Origin of the sequence: Geothrix rubra (genome assembly GCF_030268065.1) — a bacterium.
Taxonomy (GTDB): Bacteria; Acidobacteriota; Holophagae; order Holophagales; family Holophagaceae; genus Geothrix; species Geothrix rubra.
Genome location: NZ_BSDD01000001.1, coordinates 645,169 through 668,090 on the forward strand (window position 1 = coordinate 645,169; position 22,922 = coordinate 668,090).

Below are 22,922 nucleotides of genomic sequence, written 5' to 3' on the forward strand. Positions count from 1 at the left end.
GGGAATCCAGCTTCCCATGGCCCCGATTCTTGATCCAGGTCACAGGGCCTCCCATGCTGGACCCATGAGGCGTCTGACAGGCATCGCCACGCACCGGTTCCGCGAGAAGGCCTCGGTCTTCCTCACCGAGCTGCATCCGGCCGGGGACGCCGAGGCCCGCACCGCCGTGCTGGCGGCCCTCCGCAAGCGCGACTTCGACGCCACCCACCACTGCAGCGCCTGGCGGGAGGGTGCCCCGGTGGTCTCCTTCGGGGCGGACGATGACGGCGAGCCCTCGGGGACCGCCGGGCGGCCCATGCTCGCCGTGCTGGAGGGCGCCGGGGCCACGGATCTCATCGCCGTCTGCATCCGCTGGTACGGGGGCACCAAGCTGGGGACCGGCGGGCTCGTCCGGGCCTACACGCAGGGGGTCCAGGGCGCCCTGGCCGAGGCCGGGGCCCTGGGCCTCTGGGAGGAGGTCCGCATCGTCCGGACGGGCGCCATCCGGGTGGACCTGGCCCGGGCGCACCTGCCCTTCGCCCTGCTGGGGGGGGTGCCGGGCGTCCGGATCCTCGAGCAGCGCTACGAGGGACCGGCCGCTGTCGTCCGCTTCGAGTGCCCCCCGGAGGCCTCGGAGGCCCTGGAGACCGCCTGGCGCGAACGCAGCCGGGGCGGCAGCATCGACTGGACCTGACCGCTCACCGATGCCGGCCCCCCGTTCGCCGATCCCCGCTCGTCCGGAGGCCCCCGCCTCCGTAGCTTGGTCACAGCGGGGAGGAATCCATGGTCCATGCCGGTTGGTTTCTCGACAGCCCCTGGTGGTGGCTCGCGCTCTGGCTGCCCGCCTTCGGATTCGCCCTGCCCTTCGGTTCCACGAGGAAGGATCGCAAGCCATGAACACCCAGACCCGCCCCCACGTCTTCACGCCCAAGCTGGTCTTCGGACTCGCCCTGATCGCCCTGGGCCTGCTCCTCACCCTCGACCAGCTCGGCTGGCCCGGCGCCTGGGGCCTCTTCCGGTTCTGGCCGGTGGTCCCGGCGGTATTCGGTCTGGCCCGGCTCCGCCAGCGCGGGTGGACGCACCTCGGAGGCCATGCCTGGCTGGCCTTCGCCCTGGCGGGGCTGGCCGCCCAGTGGGACCGCGAGGATCTCATCGCGCGCTGGTGGCCCGTCCTGGTGGTCTGGGGCGGCGCCGTCCTCACCCTCCGGGCCCTGGTGCCCCCCGCCCCGAAGCCGCCCGATTCCTGTGATGCTGGAACCGGCCCCGCCGAGAGGAAGCCATGATCCCCGACACTGAACCCAAGGCCCCGAGCCCCTTCAGCCCCAAGCTGGTGCTGGGCGTGGCCATCATCGTGGCGGGCCTCGTCCTCACCCTGGACAACCTCGGCCTGGTGGAAGCCCACCTCATCTTCAAGCTGTGGCCGCTCGTGCTCGTGGCCCTCGGCGTGGCGAAACTCCGGCAGGAGGGCTCCGGCGGCTCGGGCGGCACCGGCGCCTGGGTGCTCATCTTCGTGGGCGCCTTCATCCTCCTGGCCAACTTCGGCCGGGTCCATCTGACCGATGCCCTGGGCCCCCTGCTCATCGTGGCGCTGGGCATCTTCCTCGTGGTGAAGGCCCTGAAGCAGTCCCGGGGCGTTCCGCCCGAACTCGAGAAGTCGGAGGATTTCCTGCAGGGCACGGCCATCTTCGGGGCCTTCAAGCGGCGCGTGCTCACCCAGAGCCTCCGGGGCGGCGAGCTGACGGCCATCTTCGGCGGCTTCGAGGTGGACCTCCGCCATGCGGCGATCGCCGATAGCCAGGCCCGGGTGGATGTCTTCGTGCTCTTCGGCGGCGGCGAGATCCGCGTGCCCGAGGGCTGGGAGGTCGCCAACCGCGCCACCTCCATCATGGGCAGCGTGGGGGACAGCACCTACCACGGCGGCGAAGCCCAGGCCGGGCGCCCGCGCCTGGTACTGACCGGCCTCACCCTCTTCGGCGGGGTCGAGGTCAAGTCCTGATGCACCCTCTCCTGGCCAACCGCGCGCGCCTGGGGGCCTACCTGCTGGGGTGGGCCCCCCTCGTGGCGCTCATGGCCGTGCTGGGCGCGAGCCAGGGCTGGTCCTGGCTGGAAGCCGCCAGCCTGTCGCTGGCCCTGGGCCTCTTCGGGGCCTTCCTCTTCCTCACGGCCTGGTACCTCTGCCGCGCCCTGCCCCTCGATCCGAAGGGCGGGCTCCGCGCCCACGCGCCGGCCTGGATCATCGCCGCCATGGTGATGGGCGGCCTGTGGACCGGCTTCGCGCGGTTCCTGGCCTGGGCCCTGGGCCTCCTGCCGGGCCTGCATCAGCTGCCCACGCGCATCGGACCCGCCACGCCCGTCCTGGCCGTCATGGGCATGCTGCTCTACCTGGCGGTGCTCACCCTGCACTACCTGCTGGCGGCAGTGGAGCGCTCCCGCGAATCGGAGCGGGTGGAGCAGGAGCTGCGGGTGCTGGCCCGGGACGCCGAGCTGAAGGCCCTCCGCGCCCAGCTGAACCCCCACTTCCTGTTCAACAGCCTGAACTCCATCAGCGCCCTCACCACGCAGGATCCGGCCCGGGCCCGGGAGATGTGCGTGCTGCTCTCGGACTTCCTCCGCAAGAGCCTGCGGCTCGGGGAGCGCCCCTCCGTGCGGCTCTCCGAGGAGCTGGACCTGCTCCGGAACTACCTGGCCATCGAGCAGATCCGGTTCGGCGCCCGGCTCGCCGTGGCCTGGGAGGTGGCCCCCGAGGCCGAGCAGGCCGAGGTGCCGACCCTGCTCCTGCAGCCCCTGGTGGAGAACGCCATCAAGCACGGCATCGCCCAGCTGCCCGAGGGCGGGACCATCCGCCTGCGGGCCGCCCTGGCCGAGGGCCGCGTCGAACTTCGGGTGGAGAACCCGGTGGACCCGGACGCGCCGGAGCCCCAGGGGCTCGGCATGGGCCTGCGCCAGGTGAAGCAGCGCCTCCAGGGCCGCTTCGGAACCCAGGCCTGGGTCGAGGCCGGCATCCGGGATGGCCAGCATCGCGTGGACCTTCGCTTTCCCGTGGAGACCCCATGAAAGCTCTGATCGTGGACGACGAGGACCTGGCCCGCGCCGTGGTGCGGGAGCATCTGGCGGCCCACCCGGACGTGGAGGTGGTGGCGGAATGTGCCAACGGCTTCGAGGCCGTGAAGGCCGCCGCCCAGCACCAGCCGGACCTGGTGTTCCTGGACATCCAGATGCCCAAGCTGGACGGCTTCGAGGTGCTGGAGCTGCTGGAGGCGGACGGGCGACGGCCCGCCGTGGTCTTCGTCACCGCCTACGACCAGCACGCCCTCCGCGCCTTCGAGGCGCAGGCCGTGGACTACCTCCTGAAGCCCTTCTCGAGGGAGCGCTTCGACGCCGCCCTGGCCAAGGCCCGGGCTGTCCGCGAGAGCCGCCCCCCGGCGGCCCAGCTCGCGGCGGCCAGCCGCCAGGGCCGTCCCCTGGAGCGGATCGTGGTCAAGGACGGCCCCAAGGTCACCGTGATCCCCCTGGACCGCCTGGGCTGGGTGCAGGCCCAGGACGACTACGTCCTCCTCCGCACCGAGGGCAGGAACCTCCTCAAGCAGCAGACCATGGCGAGCCTGGAGGCCCAGCTGGACCCGGCGCGGTTCATCCGCATCCACCGGAGCTTCCTCCTGAACCTCGACCGGCTTGTTCGGATCGAGCAGGACGCCAAGGAGCATCGGGAGGCCGTGCTCCGCGACGGGGCCCGCCTCCCGGTCAGCCGCGCCGGCTACAAGCGCCTGCGGGAGCTCTGGGAAGGGGCCTGAGCCCAGTCGAGATGGTCTATCTGGATTATCAATAATGGATCTTTTCTAGGATCCACCTGGGGCGGATCCTGGGACTCCGGCCGAGCGGCCGATCCCGAGGAGCTCCCATGCCAGGCATCCCCACTGTCCGCCCCCTCGACACCTCCCGGCTGGGCTGGATCCCCCTGGCCCCGGGGCTGTCCTTCAAGCCCCTGGCCTACTTCCCCGATCTCAGCGGATGGCAGCTGCTGCTGAAGCTGGAGCCCGGCACGAAGATCCCCCGCCATCGCCACACCGGCGAGGTGCATGCGTTCAACCTCTCCGGCTCCCGGCGGCTCGACACGGGCGAGGTGGTGGGGCCCGGGACGTACGTCCACGAGCCGGCCGGGAACGTGGATAGCTGGGAGGCCTTCGGAGATGAGCCCTGCGTCATCCACATCGAGGTGAACGGCCGGAACGAGTACCTCGACGGGGAGGACCGGGTGATCCGCATCGCCGATGCCCGGGGGTCGCGGCAGGACTACCTCGACTGGTGCGCGGCCGAAGGCGTCGAACCTCATCCGGGCCTGGTCGGGGGGCTTTGAGATGGCCGGCTCCGCCCTGGACCTCTGGAGCGCCCGGTGGGCCCGCGTGGCCCTGGGCACCGCCTTCCTCTCCGCCGTGGCCTCTCGCTTCGGGCTGTGGCAGGGCCACCCGGGCCTGGGCCGGTTCGGCGGGTTCATCGAGTACACCGCGGAGGTGAACGCATTCCTCCCGCGGGCCTTCGCGCCGTTCCTGGCCTGGGCCGCGACCGCGGCGGAGACCACGCTCGGCCTGGCCCTGGTCACCGGCTTCCGCATCCGGGAAGCCGCCCTGGGCAGCGCCCTCCTCCTGATCCTGTTCGGGACGGCCATGGCCCTTTCCCAGGGGGTCAAGTCCCCCCTGGACTACTCGGTGTTCTCCGCCGCGGGCGCGGCCCTGCTGCTCTGGCGCCACCAGGTCCGCACGGCCCGGGCCGTGCAGGCTCCCGAACGGGACTGAGGTGCCGCTGTGCCGGTCTTCCGTCAGGGCAATCCAGCACCGAGCAGAACCTCCTCCTCGAGGTGGGCGTCATGGACCGCCAGAAGGTGCAGGGTCCAGCCCAGGGCGGCCAGCAGGGCGTACCGGCTCCGGGCCCCGGTGGTCCCCCGCAGGATCACCCGGCCCATGACCAGCCCGGCCTCGGGCGGGTGGACCACCAGCTCCGGGAGGGTCTGGAGCTGGACCACCGTGCGGTCCGAGACATCGATGAAGGCCGTGCCCTGCTCGTGGGGAAGGTGGGTCCAGTGGAATTCCGCCCCGTCCTTGAAGGCCAGTTTCCCCCGCCCGAAGGCATGGGGTCGGAACTCTGCGAGGTCGACCTCCGCCCCCGCCTCCCGCAGCGTGACGTGCTGGGCGAAGGTGCCCACCCGCTTGAGGGTCCACCGCCCTTCGGCCGTCTCCACCCTGGCCAGGGTCTCCGGATCCGACCAGGCGAGGGTGGCATAGACCTCCCCTCCTGCGGTCAGGTCAAAGCCCCCGGGGGTCCCCGATGCCCGCCACTCGAGGACATCGCCCTGGAATTCCGTCAGCGCCCGCATGGCCCGATCCCCCTTCCCGCGGGGTCAGCCCCGCGCCCCCCAATGTAGGTCCGCGGGGTTCCCGGGGTCAGGGGTTCAGAGCTGGCCCTTGAGCCGGCAGGGATGGGACTCGCAGCGCCCGCAGCTGTGGATGCAGGCCGCCGTGGCCCGCACGACGATGGGCGAGGCGGCCGGCGGGAACCTCCGCGCCGAACCGGAACCAGGATCGGGGCCGCGCCCCTCCTGGGCACGGCCCGCGGCCTTCGGCCCCTTCCGCCGGGCCGGGGCTGGACTCCGGACCATCAGGCTTCGGGGCGCTTGAAGCTCTTGGCCACCTTCTGCATGAGCAGGGGATCGCCTTCGATCTGGATCTTGCCGGACATGAAGGCCTCCTGCGCGTTGAGCTTGCCGGTGCTCATGGCGACGAAGTCCTCGGCCTTGGCCTTGAGGGTGGTGTCGCAGGGCTTCATCAGCCGCGGGAACACCAGGCAGGCCCCGTTGCGGATGAACAGGGTGTAGCCCAGGTCCTCCAGCTGGTAGCCCACGGCGGCCTCCAGGTCCCCGGCCTTCTCGGGGAGGAACCGCTCGGGCATGGATTCCAGCAGGGCCTCGGCGGGGTTGAGGGCCGTCTGGAAGTGGGCCGTGTACGCCGCCACGCGGCTCACATCGCCCTTCACGGTGATCTGGCCGCCCAGCAGGGCCGCCACCAGGTTCAGCTTGCCGGCGTTGAGGGCCGCGAAATCGGCATCGGAGATGCCCAGGGCATCGCCCTCGGCCTCCCCCGGGCGGATCGAGAGCCCCTCCGGGCTGAAGTCCAGCCGGTAGGGCGCCCCGTCCACCTTCACCTCGAGGGTGCCCTTGGCGCCGCCGGTGTAGCGCTTGGAGAGCGTGGCCAGGGCCTTGCCGCCGGGCGTGTCCGGGAAGGTGATCTCGGGTTCCGCCGCCCAGGCCTTCCAGGCCTTGCGAAGGAGGGCCATGTCGCCCCCGAAGCGGATCTGGCCGCCGAGCAGCGCCGGTCCGGGATCGGAGAGGCCGCACACCATGGCGCGGACGGCGGCCTCGTCGCCAGCCACCTCGGCGCCCTCGCCGTAGCTCTCGGAGCCCACGGTCACCCGGATCCCGCCGCCGGCCAGGGCCAGTCGCGCCGGAACGAGGTCCTTCAGCGCCTTCACGGGTCCCGCCTGGACCTGGGGCTTCTTGAAGAACTTGGGGAACTTCTGGAGGAGCCCCAGGTCGCCGGTGCCCTTCAGCTTGCCGGTCATGAAGGCCTGCATGGGATCGAGCTTGCCCTCGTTCAGGGCGATCCAGTCCTCGGCGGCGATGACCACGGTGGAGGTGGCGTCGGCCTTCGGCTCGCGCTTCAGCGTGAAGGCACCGTTCTCGATGGCGCAGGTGTAGTCGCCGCCGCCCTCGCCGGTCACCTGGTAGTAGACCGAGACCGAGAGCCCCTGGGCCTTCTCGGGCAGGAAGAGCTCGGGCATGAGCGAGAAGATGCCGTCCACCGTCAGGGCCATGATCCACCTCGGAATGTTGGAATCGAGAATGGCCGGGGCTCCGGTTTCGATGCAACGGCTACCAGGAGTCAGGGGCTACAATCGCCCCATGCGCATCGCAGCCGTGGACGTCGGGTCCAATTCCATCCACATGGTGGTGGTCGAGGCGGATCCCATGGGCGGCCAGCAGGTGCTCGCGCGGGAGAAGGCGATGGTGCGCCTGGCCCGCGGCGAGGCGAAGTCGGGCGAGATCGGGCCGGAGGCCTTCCAGGCCGGCCTGGAGGCGCTCGGCCAGATGGCCAAGGTCATCCGGGGCTTCGAGTGCGGGACGGTGATGGCCTGCGGCACCGCGGCCCTGCGCGACGCCAAGAACGCCCAGGCCTTCGTCCTGCAGGCGGAACAGCTGGGCATCCCCATCCAGGTGATCTCCGGCGAGGAGGAGGCCCGCCTCATCCACCAGGCCGTGTCCCATGCCATCCCCTTTCCCCAGGAGCCCGTGGCCCTGGTGGACATCGGGGGGGGCAGCACGGAGCTCACCTGGGTGCAGGGCGGCCGGGTGGAGGCCAGCATCTCCCTGCCCTGGGGCCTCCAGCGTCTGGCGGATGCCGCCGCCACGTCCGACCCGCCCAGCGCCCACGACCTGAAGCGGCTCCGGAAGGCCATCCGGAAGATCCTGAAGAAGGCCCGGAAGGGATTGCCGGAGAACCTGCCGGAGACCACCCTCGCCCTGGGAACCTCCGGCACCCTGGAGGATCTGGCCCGGGGCGCCGGCGGCGGCTACCTCTGCGACCAGGCCCAGCTCCGGGCCTTCGCCCTCCGCCTCTGGCGCAGCGATGCCCAGGGCCGGGTGGACCGCCTTGGGGTCGATCCGAAGAGGGCCGAGGTGCTCCACGTGGGGGCCATCTGGGCGCTCTCCCTCCTGGAGTGGCTGGGGGCCCCGCGCCTCCGCCACCTGCCCGTGGGCCTGCGGGAGGGCATGGTCTGGGAGGCCCTGAAGCACGGCGGGGCGGCCATCCCGCCCCTGGCCGACCGGCGGAGGGCCTCCATCGAGCACCTGGCCGCCCGGCTGGATCCGGATCCCGGCCACAGCCGACAGGTCATGCGCCTGGCCGACCAGCTCTTCCTCGCCCTCCAGCCCCACTTCGAACTGGGGGATACGGAACGCCACTGGCTCGCCTTCGCCGCCCGCCTGCACGACATCGGATTCTCGATCTCCGAGAAGAGCCACCACAAGCACAGCGAGTACCTGGTCCGGAACGCCGCCCTGCCCGGGTTCTGGCCCGAGGAGGTGGACCTGCTGGCCCAGGTCGTGCGCTACCACCGGGGCAAGACTCCGGATCCCGCCAGGCACGAGGCCTTCCGGGCCCTGGCGCCCTGGCACCGCGAGGTGGTCCGGAAGCTGGCCGCCATCCTGCGGGCCGCGGACGCCCTGGACCGGCGCCGCCGCCAGGCGGTCCAGGGGCTCTCCGCGGACGTGGATGACGGGACCTTGAGGCTGCGCCTCGAGGCCACCGGGGACGTGGAACCCGAGATCGAGGCCTTCCGGGAGAAGGGACTCCTGCTTGGCGCCCTCCTGGACCGCCGGGTCGAAGTCACCTTAGCCTGAGGATTCCCATGACGCTGGAAGACCTCATCAACGACTGGAACGGCCCCGCCCCTTCGGGTTCGCGGGTGCCCCGGCTCAACGACGAGACCCTGCGGGACGGCCTCCAGAGCCCCTCGGTGCGCGATCCCGACATTCCGGCGAAACGCGACCTGGTCCACCGGCTGGCCCGCATGGGCGTGGACGCGGTGGATCTCGGCATGCCCGGCGCCGGCCCCAAGGCCCTCGCCGCCGTGAAGGCCCTCATGGTCGAGATCCGCGACCACCGCCTGCCCATCTCCCCCAATGCCGCTGTCCGCACCCTGGAGGCGGACCTGACCCAGGTGGCCGAGATCCAGCAGCGGGTGGGCCTCCCCCTGGAGGCCGGGGCCTTCCTCGGCTCCAGCCCCATCCGCATGGACGTGGAGGGCTGGGACCTGGGCTTCCTCGTCACCACCGCCCGCCGGGCCGTGGCCTTCTGCAGGCGCCACCAGGTGCCCGTGATGATGGTGACGGAGGACAGCACCCGGGCCCGACCCGACGTGCTGAAGGCCATCTACCAGGCGGCCCTGGACGAAGGCGCCCAGTCCATCTGCCTCTCCGACACCTGCGGCTACGCCACGCCGGACGGGGTGCGGAAGCTGGTCCGGTTCATCCAGGAGGAGGTCATCCAGGGCCGCCCCGTGCGACTCGACTGGCACGGCCACAACGATCGCGGCCTGGGCGTGGCCAACGCCATCGCCGCCTTCGAGGCGGGCGTGGACCGGCTCCACGGCACCCTCCTGGGCATCGGGGAGCGCTGCGGCAACGTGGCCCTGGACCAGCTCATGATCAACCTGCACCTCATGGGGTACCCCAAGGGCGACCTTTCGGACCTCCCCGCCCTGGCCGAGCGCGTGGCCGAACTCTGCGGGGTGGAGATCCCCGCCAACTATCCCGTGCTCGGCCGGGACGCCTTCCGCACCGGAACCGGCGTCCACGCCGCCGCCATCGTCAAGGCCCTCCACCGGGGCGACGTGGAACTGGCCGATGCGGTCTACTCCGGCGTGCCCGCTGCCCTCGTGGGCCGCCGCCAGGAGATCGAGATCGGCCCGATGGCGGGCCACAGCAACGTCGTCTACTGGCTGGAGCTGAATGGCTACGACGCCATTCCCGAGCGCGTGGACCGCATCCTCAAGCTCGCCAAGCAGAGCGCCCGGATCCTCACCGAGGAGGAGATCCGGAGCGCCCTGTAGGATCCTGCGCACCGGGCTCCACCGGCTGGGCCCTTTCATGGCCCCCCACGATGAGCCGGGCCCGGGGCTGGGTCGTCAGGTACGCCCAGAGCCATTCGAAGAAGACGAACACGCGGCTCCGGAAATCCACGAGCAGCATCAGGTGGATGAAGAGCCAGGCGAGCCAGGCGGGATAGCCGGTGAGGCTCAGGCCGCCGACGTGGGCCACGGCCTTCCCCCGGCCGAGGGTCGCCATGCTGCCCTTGTCCCGATAGCGGAAGGCCTGCCGCGGGCGGTCGTCCAGGGTCGCCTGGATGTTGGCCGCGGCGCAGGTCCCCTGCTGGATGGCCACGGGCGCGACGCCCGGAAGGGGGCCCCCGGGACCGTGCGGGAAGGCGGCCAGGTCGCCCACGACGAAGGCCTCCGGATGGCCCGGAAGGCTGAGGTCGGGTTCCACGATCACCCGTCCGATCCGATCGACCGGCACCCCGAGCCCCGCTCCCAGCGGGACGGCGGCCACGCCCGCCGCCCAGAGCACCGTCCGGGTCGGGATGCGCTCCTCGCCGAGTTGGACCGCCCGTTCCTCGATGGCCGTGATCGGCAGCCCAAGCCGCACCTCGACGCCGATCCGCTCCAGCCCCTGGACCGCCTTCTCGGACAATCCCGACCCGAAGTTCGCCAGGATGGCCGGCCCGGCCTCGACGAGGACGACCCGGGCCCGGTCCGTGCGGATGCGCCGGAACTCGCGCGGCAGGGAGAGCCGGGCCATCTCCTTCAGGGTCCCGGCCAGCTCCACGCCCGTCGGACCGCCCCCGACGATGACGAAGGTCAGCCACTCCCGGCGGCGTTCGGGATCCTCCTCCTGCTCGGCCTGCTCGAAGGCGGACAGGAAGCGCCGGCGGATCTCCAGCGCGTCCTCCAGGTTCTTGAGGCCGGGGGCCAGCCGGGCCCAGCCATCCCGGCCGAAATAGGAACTGCGGGAGCCCGCGGCCAGGATCAGGAAGTCGTACGGCAGGCTCCGGCCGTCCGCCAGGCCGACGTGCCGGGCCCCCAGGTCGACCGCGGCGACCTCCGCCAGGATGACCTGGGCGTTGCGCTGGGAGCGGAGGATGTGGCGGATGGGCGCCGCGATGTCCGCCGGGGACAGCGTGGCCGAGGCCACCTGGTAGAGGAGGGGCTGGAACAGGTGGTGGTTCTGCCGGTCCACCAGCAGGATCTTGACCCGGGCGCGCCGGAGCGCCCGGGCGGCCTTGAGCCCACCGAAGCCGCCGCCCACGATGACGACCGTGGGTTCCGCCACCCTCGCCGAAGCCGTCTCCGTCATCGTCGTCTAGCTCCTCATGGGCGTCACGAGGAGGCCGGACGGCTCGGGGACCTTCAGCGCGCGGCGCTGCTCCTGGCCGGAGACCACGCACGCCCCTCGGAGCATGGGGCGCGCTGCCTGGAGGTTGCCGAGGGGCATGCCGGTCTCCTTCAGGAGTGGATCAGGCCGCGTCCACCGGCTCGGAGCCGAAGACGAGCCTCAGGGTCGCGAAGGCGATGGGCATGGCGCCGACGAGGAGGAAGATCATGTCGGCGACGATGCGGATCCACTCCAGCGTGTGGAAGGTGCCCCCCATGAGGAAGGTCAGGCGACGGGCGTGCCAGTAGCCATGGGAGAGCACGTCCCAGAGCTGGATGACCCCCCCGGGAAAGAGGTCGAGCACCACCATCAGCCCCAGGCCGAGGTTGAGGCCCCAGAAGCCCAAGCGGATGAAGCCCTCCGCCCGGCCCCAGGCCGCATCGCCCTTGAGCTCCCGCAGGCAGAAGACCAGGACGGCCAGGGCCAGCATCCCGAAGACGCCGAACATGGCCGCATGCCCGTGGTTGGCGGTGAGGGTGGTGCCGATCTCGAAGTAGGACACGATGGGCAGGTTGATGAGGAAGCCGAAGACGCCCGCCCCGACGAAGTTCCACACCCCCACCGCGATGAGGAACCGGATGGCCCACCGCTGCTTCGCGGCCAGGGGGCGCCCGCAGTCCTCGCAGTTCTTGTCCTGCAGGCGGATGAAGTCCCAGGCATCGAGGGTCAGGAGGGTGAGGGGCACCACCTCCAGGGCGGAGAAGCTGGCCGCCAGCCCCATGTTCAGGGTCCCCTGGCCGGTGAAGTACCAGTGGTGCCCGATGCCCAGGATGCCCCCCGTCAGGTAGAGGATGGCGTCAAGGTAGATGAGCCGCGTCGCGGACTTCGCACTGACGAGGCCCAGCTGGAAGAACATCACCGCCACCAGCACCGTGGCGAAGAGCTCGAAGAACCCCTCCACCCAGAGGTGGATGATCCAGAAGCGCCAGTTGTCGATGACGGCGAAGTTGGTGCGGGGCCCGTAGAACAGGGCCGGGAGGTAGAACAGCGGGATGGCGAAGGCCGCGTAGAAGAAGAGGGAGGGCAGCTCCCCTTGCTCCGTGCCCTTCATGGCCGGGCGGAGGGCCCGGAACATGAGGAAGAGCCAGAAGACGAGCCCGGCCGCCAGGAGCAGCTGCCAGAACCGGCCCAGGTCGAGGTACTCGCTGCCCTGGTGGCCCAGCCAGAACCACAGGCTGCCGAGCTTGTCGTTGATTCCGGCCATCTCCCCGAACAGGCTGCCGAAGACCACGACGGCCAGGGCCCCGAGCAGCAGGAGCGCGCCGGCCCGCTGGCCCCTGGGCTCGGCGCCGCCCACGAGGGGTGCCAGGAAGAGGCCGCCCCCCACCCAGGCGGTGGCGATCCAGAAGATGGCCAGTTGCAGGTGCCAGGTCCGCGCGAGGTTGTAGGGCAGCAGGCGGGCCAGGTCGAACCCGTAGAAGCCCCCGGGCTCGACGCGGTAGTGCGCGAGCACCCCGCCCAGGGCGGCCTGCCCCAGGAAGAGCAGGGCCACCACGGCGAAGAAGAGGCCCACGGCCCGCTGGCTGGGGGTGAGGGTCCAGGCATGGAGCCGGCCCTCCTCGGGATGGTTCCAACCGGCCGAACCACCCCACCCGAGGTAGTCGAACTTGCCGAAGACGAAGAGGATCAGGCCCAGGCCCCCCAGCAGGGTGATGAGGCTCAAGGCGCTCCACAGGTAGGTCGAGGCCGTCGGCGTATTGCCCACCAGGGGCTCGTAGGGCCAGTTGTTCGTGTAGGAGTAGTCCTTGCCCGGGCGCGGCGCCACCGTGGCCCAGGTGGCCCAGGCGAAGTAGTCCGCGAGGTGCTCGAGCTCCCGGTCGTCCCGGATGAACTTCGTGGGCAGGCCGACGGCAGCCGTGTCCCCCGAAAAGTAGTTCCGCCATTCCCCGCGCTGGAGGCGGTAGGACGCCTCCTCGGCCGCCGAGAACCGGAGCGTGTCCGTGCCCGGGTCGTAGCGGTTCTGCTTGAGCTGGGATTGCAGCAGGGCGCCGATCTCCAGGGCCTGGCCCTCCCCCAGATCCCGGAACGGACGGCCGTACCGGGCCATCGCCAGGGTGTCCCGTCCGATCTCGGCGAGGCGGTGGAGGTACTCGGCGGTGTAGTCCGGCCCGAGGTAGGCGCCGTGGCCCCACAGGGTCCCGTGTTCCATGAGGCCGTACTTCAGGAAGACCTCCTGGCCATCCTGGATGTCCCCGCCGGTGAAGAGCACCTGGCCCGAGGCCCCGAGGACCTGCGCCGGGATGGGGGGCGCGCCGCTGTAGGTCTTCGCCGTGACCCAGATCAGCAGGCTGAAGCCGAAGATCATCACGAGGATGGCGGCCTGGCGCCAGCGCGGAGAGAGGGGAGCAGAGTCGGGCAGCGAACTGCTCATGGCGCATTCTCCTGTTTGGACTGCTTTCAAAAAACAATCAAACAGTGCTCGCGAATGGATCAATGATCAATCCGAAAGGGCGAGAGGGTCCCCGGGACGCCCGGATCCGGCTCAGACCTGGCCCCCCACCCCCGTGACCTCGCCCGCACTCAGCCGCCGGACGCCCGTGGCGGTGGCCACTTTCAAGCGGCCGTCCGGTTCCCAGCCCAGGCAGGTGCCCTGGCCGTCCTCCCAGCGGAGGGGGTCCCCTTCCCCAGGCCATCGGAAGACAGGTTGAAGGTCCTCCTCCAAATTTTTCCAAAATTTGGAGATATGAAGAGCAAGATCAGGCACCGGAGGGATATCCAGGCCCAGGTCTCCCAGGCACCCGGGGGGGATGGCCCGGCCGGGGATCTCCGGGGCCGCGGTCAGGTTCACGCCCAGCCCCAGGATCAGCCGCCCCCCCACCTGCTCGCCCAGGATGCCCCCCAGTTTCCGGAGCCGGCCGTCCTTCCAGGCCACGAGGTCGTTGGGCCACTTCAGCCCCAGGACCCGGCCTTCCGGGTCCAGCACCCGGGCGGCGGCGGTCATGGCCCGCTGCATGACCACGCCGGGAGCCACGCCCGGAAGGGGCGGCAGCGCGGCCGAGAGCCAGAGCCCGGCCCCGGCGGCGCTCTCCCAGCGGTTGCCCTGGCGGCCCCGGCCCTCGGTCTGGCGGTCCGCCAGGACGGCGCAGAATCCCAGCTCCGGGTGCCGCCTCAGGAAGGCCTGGGTGGAATCCACCGAGGCCAGCCGGATCATGGGCAGGTCCGTCATGCGGGGCGGCGGCCGCCCTGGTTCCTCAGCCAGAGGATGCGGAGTCCGTCGAGGGTGAGGTCCGGCGAGACATGCTGGATGCGCGGGATGTGCGGGGCCATGACCCGGCCCAGGCCCCCCGTGGCCACCACCTGGGCCTCGGGGCACTCCTCCAGCAGGCGCTGGAGGATGCCGTCCACCATCCCGATATAGCCGTAGAAGATGCCGGCCTGCATGGCCTGGACGGTGTTGCGCCCCACCAGGCGCTCCGGCTCGGCGATCTCCACGCGCGGCAGGCGGCTGGCCCGCTGGAAGAGGGCCTCGGCGCTGATCTTCACGCCGGGCGTGATGAGGCCCCCGAGGTACTCCTTCTTCGCGTTCACCACATCGAAGGTGGTGGCCGTGCCGAAATCCACCACGATGAGGGGCGCGCCGTACTTCTCGATGCCCGCCACGGCGTTCACCAGGCGGTCGGCCCCCAGCTCGGCGGGGTTGTCGATGAGCACCTTCACGCCCGTCTTCACGCCCGGCTCCACGTAGAAGGCCTCCACCCCGAAGTAGGTCTTCGAGAGGGCCATGAGGATCGGGTGCAGGGGCGGCACCACGCAGGAGATGGCCACGTGCTTGATCTGGGAGGCCTCGATGCCGCGGTGGCGCATGAGGGCCAGGGCCGACAGGCCGTATTCGTCCACGGTGCGCTCGCGGCTGGTGGCCAGGCGCCAGGAGCAGATCAGGGGCGCGTCCGGCCCCTGGGTGAGGTCGAAGATCCCCAGCACCACGTTGGTGTTTCCGACATCCACGGCCAGCAGCAGACTCATGGCGACTCCGAGCACTCCAGGATGGCCGGAGGGCGCCCCGGCCGCCAGTCCCCCGATGTGATGCCCGTTCCGGGGCCTCTCGCTAAGCTGGAGGGTCCTCAGGAGCCGCCATGCCCCGTACCATCATCGAGCCCTTCCGCATCAAGTCCGTGGAGCCCATCCGCATGACCACGCCGCAGGAGCGGGTGGCCCTGCTGGAGGAGGCCAAGCTGAACGTGTTCAAGCTGAGGGCGGATGACGTGCTGCTGGACTTCCTCACGGACAGCGGCACCGGCGCCATGTCCGCGAAGCAGTGGGGTGCCATCATGGAGGGCGACGAGAGCTACGCCGGCGCCAACTCCTTCTTCCGGCTCGAGGCGGTGCTCAAGGAGCTGACCGGGTACAAGCACATCATCCCCACCCACCAGGGCCGGGCCGCCGAGCGCATCCTCTTCTCCGTGGCCACGAAGAAGGGGGATCTCGTCCCCAACAACACGCACTTCGACACCACCCGCGCGAACCTGGAATACGCCGGCGGCGAGGCCGCGGACCTGGTGATCCCCGAGGGCCTCCAGCCCAGGACCCGCCACCCCTTCAAGGGCAACATCGACCTGGAGAAGGTGGAGGACCTGCTCAAGCGCGAGGGCCACCGCATCCCCTTCGGCATGATGACCCTCACCAACAACAGCGGCGGCGGCCAGCCCGTGAGCCTGGCCAACCTGCGGGCCTACAGCGCCCTCCTGAAGAAGCACGGCAAGCCCCTCATCCTGGATGTCTGCCGCTTCGCCGAGAACGCCATGTTCATCAAGCTCCGGGAGGAGGGCCAGCAGCACCGCAGCGTGAAGGAGATCGCCCAGGAGATCTTCAGCCTGGCCGACGGCTGCACCATGAGCGCGAAGAAGGACGGGCTCGTGAACATCGGCGGCTTCCTGGCCCTGAACCAGGACACCTGGGTGGAAGCCGCCAAGAACATGCTGATCCTCACCGAGGGCTTCCCCACGTACGGCGGCCTGGCCGGCCGCGACCTGGCCGCGCTGGCCGTGGGCCTGGAGGAGGGCCTGCACGAGGACTACCTCCGCTACCGCCTGCGCACCGCGGAATACATGGGCGAGAAGCTGCTGGCCGGCGGCGTCTCCATCGTGGAACCCACGGGCGGCCACGCCGTCTACATCGACGCCAAGGAGTTCCTGCCCCACCTGAAGTCCGAGGACTACCCGGCCTGGAGCCTCTGCAACGCCCTCTACCTGGAGGCCGGCATCCGGGGCGTGGAGATCGGCTCCGTCATGTTCGGCCGGCACCTGGAGGACGGCAGCGAGGCCTACCACCCCATGGAGCTCGTCCGCCTGGCCTTCCCCCGGCGCATGTACACCCAGAGCCACTTCGACTACGCCGCCGAGGCCATCTGCGAGCTGAAGGCCAAGGCCCACACGGTCCGCGGCGTCCGCATCGTGAAGCAGAGCAAGTACCTGCGCCACTTCACCGCCGAGATGCGCTGGGCCTGAGCAGGTCGGATGGGCGGTAGGATGGGCGGATCCTCCCGAGGGACCGCCCATGACCGCCCTGTCGATCGATGATCTCTTCGCCCGCCAGCAGGCCGCCCGCTGGCGGGTGGCCGCCACCTCCGCCCAGCAGCGGCGCGCCAAGCTCAGGGCCCTCCTGGACGCCCTCATGGCCCACCGGGCCGAGGCCCAGGCGGCCCTGGCCGCGGACTTCCGGAAGGCCCCGGAGGAGGTGGACCTCACGGAACTCTACCCGGTCATCGGAGAGATCAAGGACGCCCTGCGCCACCTGCCCCGCTGGATGAAGCCGCGGAAGGTCCCCACGCCCATCGGCCTCCTCGGCAGTGCGGGCACCCTCCGGTACGAGCCCCGGGGCGTGGTGCTCATCATCAGTCCCTGGAACTACCCCATCTACCTCACCCTGGGCCCGCTCGTCTCCGCGATCGCCGCGGGGAACTGCGCCATCCTGAAACCCTCCGAGTTCACGCCGCACACCACGGCCTTCCTCCGGAAGCTGCTGACAGGCTTGTTCCCCGAGGAGGAGGTGGCCCTGGTGGAGGGCGCGGCCGAGGCCGCCCAGGCCCTCCTCGCCCTGCCCTTCGACCACATCTTCTTCACCGGCAGTCCCGCCGTGGGCAAGGTGGTGATGAAGGCCGCCTCGGAGCACCTGGCCTCCGTGACCCTGGAACTGGGCGGCAAGTCGCCGGTGCTGGTGGATGCTGACGCGGACCTCCGCGTGGCGGCCCGGAAGATCGCGTGGGGCAAGGGCCTCAACGGAGGGCAGACCTGCGTGGCGCCCGACTACGTGCTGGTGCACGGCCAGGTGCATGACGCCCTGGTGGCGGAGCTGAAGCGGGCCTTCGAGGCCTTCTACGGGGCCGATCCCGAGGCCCGGAAGGCCAGCCCGGACTTCGCCCGCATCATCAATCCCCGCCACCACGCCCGGCTGGCCGGCCTCCTCCGCGATTCCAGGGGCCTGGTGGTGTTCGGTGGGGAGCAGGACGCCGAAACGCTCTATCTCTCCCCCACGCTGCTGACGGAAGCGGACCCCGCCTCGCCCGTGATGCAGGAGGAGATCTTCGGGCCCATCCTGCCCATCCTGAAGGTGCCCGACATGGACGCGGCCGTGGCCTTCGTGAACGCCCGCCCCAAGCCCCTGGCGCTCTATGTCTTCAGCGGCAGCCGGCGGAACGCCGAATCGCTCGTGGCGAGGACCACGGCCGGGGGCGGGTGCATCAACGACACCGTCCTGCACTTCGTGCACACGGGCCTGCCCACGGGGGGCGTGAACACCTCCGGCTTCGGCAAGGCCCACGGCTTCTACGGCTTCGAGACCTTTTCCAACGCCCGCGGCACGCTGCGCCAGCGTAGCCGCTGGTCCGCCATCCAGCTCATGTACCCGCCCTACACCGGCTTCGTGCGGCGATTGATCGACCTGACCCTGAAGTATTTCTAGAGGAAGAAGGTCCCCTCCAGCACCTTCACGGCCCGGCCGGCGATGGCCACGCGCTCGCCCCTCGCCTCGCAGAAGAGCTCGCCGCCCCGGGGGGAGACCTGGAGGGCCCGGAGCTTCGTCTTGCCCAGGCGCTGGGCCCAGAAGGGCACCAGGGTGGTGTGGGCGCTGCCGGTGACGGGATCCTCGGGCACGCCCTTCCGGGGGGCGAAGAACCGGGAGACGAAGTCGGCCTCCTGGCCGCGGGCCGTGACGATGACCGCGAACTCGTCGAAGCGGGCCAGGGCCGTGAGATCGGGCTGGAGGGCACGCACGGTGGCCTCGGAATCCAGCACCGCAACCAGGTCCCGTGCCCGCCAGCACGCCACGGGAGTCGCGCCCAGGGCCTCCGCAAGGCCCTGCGGGGGCTCGGCCGCCACCGGGGGCCGGCTGGGGAAGTCCAGCACCAGCAGCTCCCCTTCCCGAGCCACGGAGAGTGGGCCGCTGCGGGACTGGAAGGTCACGGAGGTCCGGCGCGGCTCCAGCACCGTGAAATACACGAAGGCCGAGGCGAGGGTGGCGTGGCCGCAGAGGTCCACTTCGCAGGCGGGCGTGAACCAGCGGATGCGGTGGCCATCGCCCTCCGGGGCGAAGAAGGCGGTCTCCGAGAGGGCGTTCTCGGCCGCGATGGCCTGCATGAGATCGTCCGGAAGCCACGCCGCCAGGGGCACCACGGCCGCCGGATTCCCGGCGAATGGGCGCGAGGCGAAGGCGTCGATCTGGTACAGGGGCAGTCGCATGGCTCAGGGTAACCGTGTTGGCCCGCCCGTCTAGCCCTGCGAGGCCTCCAGGGCCCCCTGGGCCGCCTCCCAGTCCGTCATGGCATAGGCCAGTTCGGATTCCAGGGCCTTCTGGGCATCCAGCTTCACGTTGAAGGCCTGCCAGTCGGAGGGATCCATGGCGGCCAGCTCCGAGCCCAGCACCGCCAGCCGGCCCTCCAACTCTGTGACCCTGGCCTCCGCGTCGGCCACCTGGCGCTCCAGCCGCTTCTGCTGCTTCTGCTTCTCCTTGTCCACGGGCCGGGGCTTCGCGGGGGAGGGTTCGGCCTTCTTCGCGGGTTCAGGCGGCCGCGCCGGTTCGACGCGCCGTTCAGACTTCTTCGCGAGCTCGGACTCGGGGCTTCCGGCCCCTTCGTCCGCGGCCAGATCCAGATCCACCCAGGCCTGGTGGTCCTCGTAGCCGCCCTCGCGGAGTTCGGCCTTGCCCTCATGGATGCGCAGGAGCGAATCCGCCACGCGGCCCAGCAGGTAGCGGTCGTGGGTCACCACCACCACGGCGCCGGTGAAGCTGAGGACCGTGTCCTCCATGGCCTCCATGCTGGCGATGTCCATGTGGTTGGTGGGCTCGTCCAGCAGCAGCAGGTTCACGCCCTGGCGGATGAGCGTGGCCACGCTGAGCCGCGCCCGCTCGCCGCCGGAAAGGGCCGTCACGGGCTTGTCCACGTCGTCGCCGCGGAACTGGAACTTGGCCAGGAAGCCCAGCACGTCCTGCTTCACTGCCTGTGGATTCACCGCGTGGATCTGCTGGAAGACCGTGTTGCGGGGATCCAGGTTCCGGTGATGCTGGTCGAAGTAGCCCAGCTTCACCTGGCTGCCGAGACGCGCCCGGCCGGTGATGAAGGGGATCTCGCCCGCGATGGCCTTCAGCAGGGTCGACTTGCCCGTGCCGTTCAGGCCGACGATGCCCAGCTTCTGCCCCCGCTTGACCTGGAGCTGCTCCAGGGGTGCGTACAGGGCCTTCCCGTCCCAGCCCACGCTGGCGTTCTCCAGCACCAGCGCCACATCGCCGCTGCGCTGGGTCTCGGGGAAGCTGAACTTCACCTTGCGCCGGTCCCGCAGGGGCCGCTGGATGCGGTCGAGCTTGGCCAGGTGGGTGCGCCGACCGCGGGCCTGCTTGGTGTTCTGGCCGGCGATGTTCCGGCGGATGTACTCCTCCTGCTTCTTGATGTAGGCCTGCTGCTGCTCGAAGTGGCGCTCCAGCAGCTCCAGCTCCTGCTCCTTCTTGTCCATGAACTCGCTGTAGTTGCCCTCGTAGGCCCGCGAGTTCCCGAACTCCAGCTCGAGGATGGAGGTGGCGATCTTGTCCAGGAAGTAGCGGTCATGGCTGATGACGGCCACGGTGGCATCCGTGTCCTGGATGAAGTCCTCCAGCCAGCGCAGGCTCGGGAGATCCAGGTGGTTCGTGGGCTCGTCCAGGAGGAGCAGGTCCTGGCCCTTGAGGATCGCCTTGGCCAGCATCACCCGGCTCTTCTGGCCACCGGAGAGGGTTTCCACGGAGCGCTCGAAGTCCGCCGGTCCGAACCCCAGGGCCTGCAGGATGCTTTCGGCGCGGGCCCGGATCGTGAACCCATCGAGGTGCTCGAAGGCCTCGGTGACCTTCTGGTACCTCGCCATCACCGCCTCGAGGTCACCACCGGCTTCGCCCATCCGGTGCTCCAGCTCGCGCATCTCGTGCTGCAGCTTCTCCACGTCGCCGAAGGCCGCCAGGGCCTCCTCCAGCACGCTGCCGCCGGTCTCGGGGGTGAGGTCCTGGGCGTAGTGGCCCATGCGGATGCCGCGCTCCTTGGTGGGCCGCACCACGGTGCCGTGGTCCGCCTCGAGCTGGCCGAGCAGCAGCTTGAAGACGGTGCTCTTCCCCGCGCCGTTGCGGCCGATGACGCCCCAGCACTCGCCCTCCTGGATGGCCCAGGTGACATCCTTCAGCACCTCCTGGGGGCCGAAGCGGAGATCCACGTGGTTGAGCGAGGCGAGCATGGGCGGAAGCCTTCAGCGTTCAGCAAGAAGGCCACCTTGCGGTGGCCTTCTGTTTGGTGGAGCCAATCGGGATCGAACCGACGACCTCTTGCATGCCATGCAAGCGCTCTCCCAGCTGAGCTATGGCCCCAATCGGGAAGTCAAAGTATCCCACGACCCCGCGGTCCGTGCAAGCGCGGATTCACCGCGGTGCGAGGCGCAGGCGCTGGCCGACCCGGATGCGGTCCCCCTTCAACCCGTTCCAGAGGCGGAGTTCCCGGATCTCCAGATGGTGCTCCCGGGCGATGGCCGCCAGGGTCTCGCCGCGCTTCACCACATGGAGGGCGGGACGGCTTTCCTGCCGCTCGGGCACGCGGGTACCGGGTTCCTCCCCCGCGCCGGGCAGGCGCACCGTATCCCCCGGATGGAGACGCCGCGCGGCCTCGGGGTTGAGGCGGATCAGCTCTCCCAGCGGAACGCCGTGGGCCCGGGCGATCCGGGCCAGGGTGTCCCCCTGCCGGGCGCGGATCTCACGGGGCTCAGGGGCAGGAAGGGGTCGGCTCTCGGGCGTGGATGCAGGGGGGGCCGGCGCGGGAGCCGGCGTCGCGACGGGCGCGGCGGTCACCGGCGCGGGAGCCGGTACCGGCCCGGCGGGAACGGACGGGACCGGTTCAGCCTGGGGCGTGGGTCCCGCCGGGAGCGGGGCCTGCCCCGCCCCGCGGTCGCCGGCGCCGGCCACGGGACCAGGCAGGGTGGCCACGTCGGCGCTGGGCAGGTAGGGCAGCGCCTCCAGGGCCCGGTCTCCCTCCAGCTCCCGCCGCGTCCGGGCGTCCAGCCCGCCGGTTCCGGCCAGGGGCACCCGGAGGCGGCGGCCCGGGCGGAACTGGCGGGCGGTGATGCCGTTCTCCGCCAGCAGATCCTCAGGGTCGACGCCCAGCCGCCGAGCCACCTTCGCAAGGGTATCCCCCCGGCGGACGGTGTAGAGATGCTCCCGCTCGACCTTGCCGCCCAGCCCTTTCGCGAGGGCCCGGGCGCAGATCAGCGCCTTGCCCGGGGGCACGCGCAGCGTGTAGCTGCCCGGCGGGGTGGACGGGCGCAGCAGCTCGGGATTCAGGTGCTTCAGGGTGGCCACGTCGGTCTCCGCCAGGCGGGCGAGCACGGCCAGGCCCATGCTGGCGGGGACGGGCACGGTCTCGTAGGCGAAGGGCGGCAGGGCGTCCAGCTGGATGCCGTAGCGGTCCGGATGACGGCCCACCAGGATGGCCGCGCAGAGTTCCGGCACGTAGTTCTTCGTCTCGTTGCGGAGCCACCGCGAGCGGGCCATGTCCCAGAAGTTCCGGGTACCCAGGTTCTGCGCCGCGCGCTCCAGGCTAAGGGGACCGGCGTTGTAGCTGCTCACGGCCAGGTACCAGTCGCCGGTCTCCTCGTAGAGCCGCTTGAGGTAGCGGGCGGCGGCCCGGGTGGCCTTCACCGGATCCCGCCGCTCCTCGATCCAGCGGTTGTAGCTCAGGCCGTAGAGACGCCCCGTGGAGCGGATGAACTGCCACATGCCCACGGCGCGGGCCCGGCTCTTGGCCTCGTTGCGGAAGCCCGACTCGATCACGGCGAGGTAGGCCAGGTCCTGCGGGATGCCCTCCTCCGCGAAGACCTGCCGGATCATGGGCAGGTACATCGAGGCCCGCCCGAGGGCGTTCTCCATGAACCCCTTCTTGGTGGTCGTGAAGAGGTTCACCCAGGTCAGGACCTTGTCGTTCAGGTCGATGGGGAAGTCATAGGAGGTGTCCCGCTCGGCCAGTCGGACGCGCTCCAGCTCGGCCCGCAGATCCTCTCCCGTGAGCGAGACCACCTCCTCCTGGGCCTTGATGCCGGGCTCGGGCTCGAGACCGGCCGGGGCGGGAATCTGCGTGGACAGGTCCTGGACCCGCTGCAGGAGCACCTGGACCTCCGGCTTCCGCAGGAGGGTGGTGGACCAGTCCGAGGTCAGCACATCCACCGCGTCCAGCCGGTCGGACGCGGTGCGGAAATCCTCCGATTCGATGGCCTGCGCGGCCTCCTCCACCAGGGCCTTCAGCCGGGCGACCCGGGCCTCGTCCGTCTGGGGGACGTCCGATGGCACCGGGGGCTGGGCCTTGGCCGTCGGCCGCTGGACCCCGGGCGGGGCCACGGGCGGGGTCGGGGGCGTCTGCGCGGGGACGGCCCCCCAGGCGAGGAGGACCGTCAGGAGGGGCCAGGCCATGGGC

At 70.7% G+C, this 22,922-nt stretch carries 22 protein-coding genes and 1 tRNA gene; 11 read left to right on the top strand and 12 right to left on the bottom strand.

The genetic code is table 11. The annotated features are described in order from the left end of the window. Positions 1-64: 64 nt before the first annotated feature. The 7 genes from QSJ33_RS02845 (at position 65) to QSJ33_RS02875 (ending at position 4,769) form a co-directional block, all read left to right on the top strand. Complete coding sequence (locus tag QSJ33_RS02845; RefSeq protein WP_285722768.1) at positions 65-673, top strand: IMPACT family protein; 609 nt, start codon at positions 65-67, stop codon at positions 671-673. A gap of 199 nt (positions 674-872) precedes the next feature. Further along, entirely contained in the window at positions 873-1,262 is a 390-nt protein-coding gene (locus QSJ33_RS02850; protein WP_285722769.1) for a LiaI-LiaF-like domain-containing protein, read from the top strand. Then, entirely contained in the window at positions 1,259-1,975 is a 717-nt protein-coding gene (locus tag QSJ33_RS02855) for a LiaF transmembrane domain-containing protein (protein WP_285722772.1), read from the top strand. Before QSJ33_RS02850 ends, QSJ33_RS02855 begins: the two co-directional genes overlap by 4 nt. Then, positions 1,975-3,033: a sensor histidine kinase gene (locus QSJ33_RS02860; RefSeq protein ID WP_285722774.1), complete on the top strand. Its 1,059-nt coding sequence runs from the start codon at positions 1,975-1,977 to the stop codon at positions 3,031-3,033. Before QSJ33_RS02855 ends, QSJ33_RS02860 begins: the two co-directional genes overlap by 1 nt. Next, entirely contained in the window at positions 3,030-3,770 is a 741-nt protein-coding gene (locus QSJ33_RS02865; protein WP_285722776.1) for a LytR/AlgR family response regulator transcription factor, read from the top strand. Before QSJ33_RS02860 ends, QSJ33_RS02865 begins: the two co-directional genes overlap by 4 nt. Positions 3,771-3,877: 107 nt before the next feature. Next, positions 3,878-4,333 (top strand): cupin domain-containing protein, encoded by a 456-nt coding sequence (locus QSJ33_RS02870; RefSeq protein ID WP_285722777.1) that lies wholly within the window; start codon positions 3,878-3,880, stop codon positions 4,331-4,333. Position 4,334: 1 nt separating this feature from the next. Next, a complete protein-coding gene (locus QSJ33_RS02875; RefSeq protein WP_285722780.1) occupies positions 4,335-4,769 on the top strand; it encodes a MauE/DoxX family redox-associated membrane protein in 435 nt (144 codons plus the stop codon). A 23-nt stretch (positions 4,770-4,792) separates the two neighbouring features. Here QSJ33_RS02875 and QSJ33_RS02880 read toward each other — a convergent pair whose 3' ends face one another. The 3 genes from QSJ33_RS02880 to QSJ33_RS02890 all read right to left on the bottom strand — a co-directional run bounded on the left by QSJ33_RS02880 (position 4,793) and on the right by QSJ33_RS02890 (position 6,840). Then, the gene (locus QSJ33_RS02880; RefSeq protein ID WP_285722782.1) at positions 4,793-5,347 is read right to left on the bottom strand and encodes a hypothetical protein; all 555 of its coding nucleotides are present in this window, start codon (positions 5,345-5,347) and stop codon (positions 4,793-4,795) included. A gap of 75 nt (positions 5,348-5,422) precedes the next feature. Next, positions 5,423-5,629 carry a hypothetical protein gene (locus QSJ33_RS02885; RefSeq protein WP_285722783.1) on the bottom strand — a complete coding sequence of 69 codons (207 nt, stop codon included), beginning with the start codon at positions 5,627-5,629 and terminating at the stop codon, positions 5,423-5,425. Beyond that, the gene (locus QSJ33_RS02890; RefSeq protein ID WP_285722785.1) at positions 5,629-6,840 is read right to left on the bottom strand and encodes an SCP2 sterol-binding domain-containing protein; all 1,212 of its coding nucleotides are present in this window, start codon (positions 6,838-6,840) and stop codon (positions 5,629-5,631) included. The genes QSJ33_RS02885 and QSJ33_RS02890 overlap by 1 nt, the downstream gene beginning before the upstream one ends. A gap of 88 nt (positions 6,841-6,928) precedes the next feature. On the opposite strand from QSJ33_RS02890, the gene QSJ33_RS02895 reads away from it, so the two are divergent. Both QSJ33_RS02895 and QSJ33_RS02900 read left to right on the top strand, forming a co-directional pair. Next, a complete protein-coding gene (locus tag QSJ33_RS02895; RefSeq protein ID WP_285722786.1) occupies positions 6,929-8,425 on the top strand; it encodes a Ppx/GppA phosphatase family protein in 1,497 nt (498 codons plus the stop codon). 8 nt (positions 8,426-8,433) lie between these two features. Next, positions 8,434-9,636 carry a LeuA family protein gene (locus tag QSJ33_RS02900; protein WP_285722787.1) on the top strand — a complete coding sequence of 401 codons (1,203 nt, stop codon included), beginning with the start codon at positions 8,434-8,436 and terminating at the stop codon, positions 9,634-9,636. On the opposite strand, the gene QSJ33_RS02905 is transcribed toward QSJ33_RS02900, so the two are convergent. The 5 genes from QSJ33_RS02905 to QSJ33_RS02925 all read right to left on the bottom strand — a co-directional run bounded on the left by QSJ33_RS02905 (position 9,605) and on the right by QSJ33_RS02925 (position 14,974). Further along, positions 9,605-10,939 (bottom strand): NAD(P)/FAD-dependent oxidoreductase, encoded by a 1,335-nt coding sequence (locus tag QSJ33_RS02905; protein WP_285722788.1) that lies wholly within the window; start codon positions 10,937-10,939, stop codon positions 9,605-9,607. The genes QSJ33_RS02900 and QSJ33_RS02905 overlap by 32 nt on opposite strands. A 6-nt stretch (positions 10,940-10,945) precedes the next feature. After that, positions 10,946-11,077, bottom strand: a complete 132-nt coding sequence (locus QSJ33_RS02910) for a hypothetical protein (protein WP_285722790.1) — start codon at positions 11,075-11,077, stop codon at positions 10,946-10,948. A 22-nt stretch (positions 11,078-11,099) separates the two neighbouring features. Further along, entirely contained in the window at positions 11,100-13,388 is a 2,289-nt protein-coding gene (locus QSJ33_RS02915) for a nitric-oxide reductase large subunit (RefSeq protein WP_285722792.1), read from the bottom strand. Between the two features lie 111 nt (positions 13,389-13,499). Then, positions 13,500-14,183: a biotin--[acetyl-CoA-carboxylase] ligase gene (locus QSJ33_RS02920; protein ID WP_285722794.1), complete on the bottom strand. Its 684-nt coding sequence runs from the start codon at positions 14,181-14,183 to the stop codon at positions 13,500-13,502. Next, positions 14,180-14,974: a type III pantothenate kinase gene (locus QSJ33_RS02925; protein ID WP_420801375.1), complete on the bottom strand. Its 795-nt coding sequence runs from the start codon at positions 14,972-14,974 to the stop codon at positions 14,180-14,182. Before QSJ33_RS02925 ends, QSJ33_RS02920 begins: the two co-directional genes overlap by 4 nt. A gap of 116 nt (positions 14,975-15,090) precedes the next feature. Here QSJ33_RS02925 and QSJ33_RS02930 point away from each other — a divergent pair, with 116 nt between their 5' ends. Both QSJ33_RS02930 and QSJ33_RS02935 read left to right on the top strand, forming a co-directional pair. Further along, positions 15,091-16,461: a tryptophanase gene (locus tag QSJ33_RS02930; RefSeq protein WP_285722797.1), complete on the top strand. Its 1,371-nt coding sequence runs from the start codon at positions 15,091-15,093 to the stop codon at positions 16,459-16,461. A 49-nt stretch (positions 16,462-16,510) separates the two neighbouring features. Continuing rightward, a complete protein-coding gene (locus QSJ33_RS02935; protein WP_285722799.1) occupies positions 16,511-17,914 on the top strand; it encodes an aldehyde dehydrogenase family protein in 1,404 nt (467 codons plus the stop codon). Here QSJ33_RS02935 and QSJ33_RS02940 read toward each other — a convergent pair. The 4 genes from QSJ33_RS02940 to QSJ33_RS02955 all read right to left on the bottom strand — a co-directional run bounded on the left by QSJ33_RS02940 (position 17,911) and on the right by QSJ33_RS02955 (position 22,918). Beyond that, complete coding sequence (locus QSJ33_RS02940; protein WP_285722801.1) at positions 17,911-18,690, bottom strand: PhzF family phenazine biosynthesis protein; 780 nt, start codon at positions 18,688-18,690, stop codon at positions 17,911-17,913. The genes QSJ33_RS02935 and QSJ33_RS02940 overlap by 4 nt on opposite strands. 30 nt (positions 18,691-18,720) lie before the next feature. After that, positions 18,721-20,703, bottom strand: coding sequence for an ABC-F family ATP-binding cassette domain-containing protein (locus QSJ33_RS02945; protein ID WP_285722803.1), 1,983 nt, complete (start codon positions 20,701-20,703; stop codon positions 18,721-18,723). 54 nt (positions 20,704-20,757) lie between these two features. Beyond that, positions 20,758-20,833 (bottom strand) — tRNA-Ala (locus QSJ33_RS02950). A gap of 51 nt (positions 20,834-20,884) precedes the next feature. Beyond that, positions 20,885-22,918, bottom strand: a complete 2,034-nt coding sequence (locus tag QSJ33_RS02955; RefSeq protein WP_285722805.1) for a LysM peptidoglycan-binding domain-containing protein — start codon at positions 22,916-22,918, stop codon at positions 20,885-20,887. Between the last annotated feature and the right edge of the window lie 4 nt (positions 22,919-22,922).

Bases quoted from the DNA above. Each gene is read 5' to 3' on its own strand.
- QSJ33_RS02860 (WP_285722774.1), top strand. From the start codon at position 1,975: ATGCACCCTCTCCTGGCCAACCGCGCGCGCCTGGGGGCCTACCTGCTG.
- QSJ33_RS02895 (WP_285722786.1), top strand. From the start codon at position 6,929: ATGCGCATCGCAGCCGTGGACGTCGGGTCCAATTCCATCCACATGGTG.
- QSJ33_RS02875 (WP_285722780.1), top strand. From the start codon at position 4,335: ATGGCCGGCTCCGCCCTGGACCTCTGGAGCGCCCGGTGGGCCCGCGTG.
- QSJ33_RS02845 (WP_285722768.1), top strand. From the start codon at position 65: ATGAGGCGTCTGACAGGCATCGCCACGCACCGGTTCCGCGAGAAGGCC.
- QSJ33_RS02910 (WP_285722790.1), bottom strand. From the start codon at position 11,077: ATGCCCCTCGGCAACCTCCAGGCAGCGCGCCCCATGCTCCGAGGGGCG.
- QSJ33_RS02850 (WP_285722769.1), top strand. From the start codon at position 873: ATGAACACCCAGACCCGCCCCCACGTCTTCACGCCCAAGCTGGTCTTC.
- QSJ33_RS02955 (WP_285722805.1), bottom strand. From the start codon at position 22,918: ATGGCCTGGCCCCTCCTGACGGTCCTCCTCGCCTGGGGGGCCGTCCCC.
- QSJ33_RS02855 (WP_285722772.1), top strand. From the start codon at position 1,259: ATGATCCCCGACACTGAACCCAAGGCCCCGAGCCCCTTCAGCCCCAAG.
- QSJ33_RS02935 (WP_285722799.1), top strand. From the start codon at position 16,511: ATGACCGCCCTGTCGATCGATGATCTCTTCGCCCGCCAGCAGGCCGCC.
- QSJ33_RS02885 (WP_285722783.1), bottom strand. From the start codon at position 5,629: ATGGTCCGGAGTCCAGCCCCGGCCCGGCGGAAGGGGCCGAAGGCCGCG.
- QSJ33_RS02945 (WP_285722803.1), bottom strand. From the start codon at position 20,703: ATGCTCGCCTCGCTCAACCACGTGGATCTCCGCTTCGGCCCCCAGGAG.
- QSJ33_RS02930 (WP_285722797.1), top strand. From the start codon at position 15,091: ATGCCCCGTACCATCATCGAGCCCTTCCGCATCAAGTCCGTGGAGCCC.
- QSJ33_RS02890 (WP_285722785.1), bottom strand. From the start codon at position 6,840: ATGGCCCTGACGGTGGACGGCATCTTCTCGCTCATGCCCGAGCTCTTC.
- QSJ33_RS02880 (WP_285722782.1), bottom strand. From the start codon at position 5,347: ATGCGGGCGCTGACGGAATTCCAGGGCGATGTCCTCGAGTGGCGGGCA.
- QSJ33_RS02940 (WP_285722801.1), bottom strand. From the start codon at position 18,690: ATGCGACTGCCCCTGTACCAGATCGACGCCTTCGCCTCGCGCCCATTC.
- QSJ33_RS02865 (WP_285722776.1), top strand. From the start codon at position 3,030: ATGAAAGCTCTGATCGTGGACGACGAGGACCTGGCCCGCGCCGTGGTG.
- QSJ33_RS02900 (WP_285722787.1), top strand. From the start codon at position 8,434: ATGACGCTGGAAGACCTCATCAACGACTGGAACGGCCCCGCCCCTTCG.
- QSJ33_RS02905 (WP_285722788.1), bottom strand. From the start codon at position 10,939: ATGACGGAGACGGCTTCGGCGAGGGTGGCGGAACCCACGGTCGTCATC.
- QSJ33_RS02920 (WP_285722794.1), bottom strand. From the start codon at position 14,183: ATGACGGACCTGCCCATGATCCGGCTGGCCTCGGTGGATTCCACCCAG.
- QSJ33_RS02870 (WP_285722777.1), top strand. From the start codon at position 3,878: ATGCCAGGCATCCCCACTGTCCGCCCCCTCGACACCTCCCGGCTGGGC.
- QSJ33_RS02915 (WP_285722792.1), bottom strand. From the start codon at position 13,388: ATGAGCAGTTCGCTGCCCGACTCTGCTCCCCTCTCTCCGCGCTGGCGC.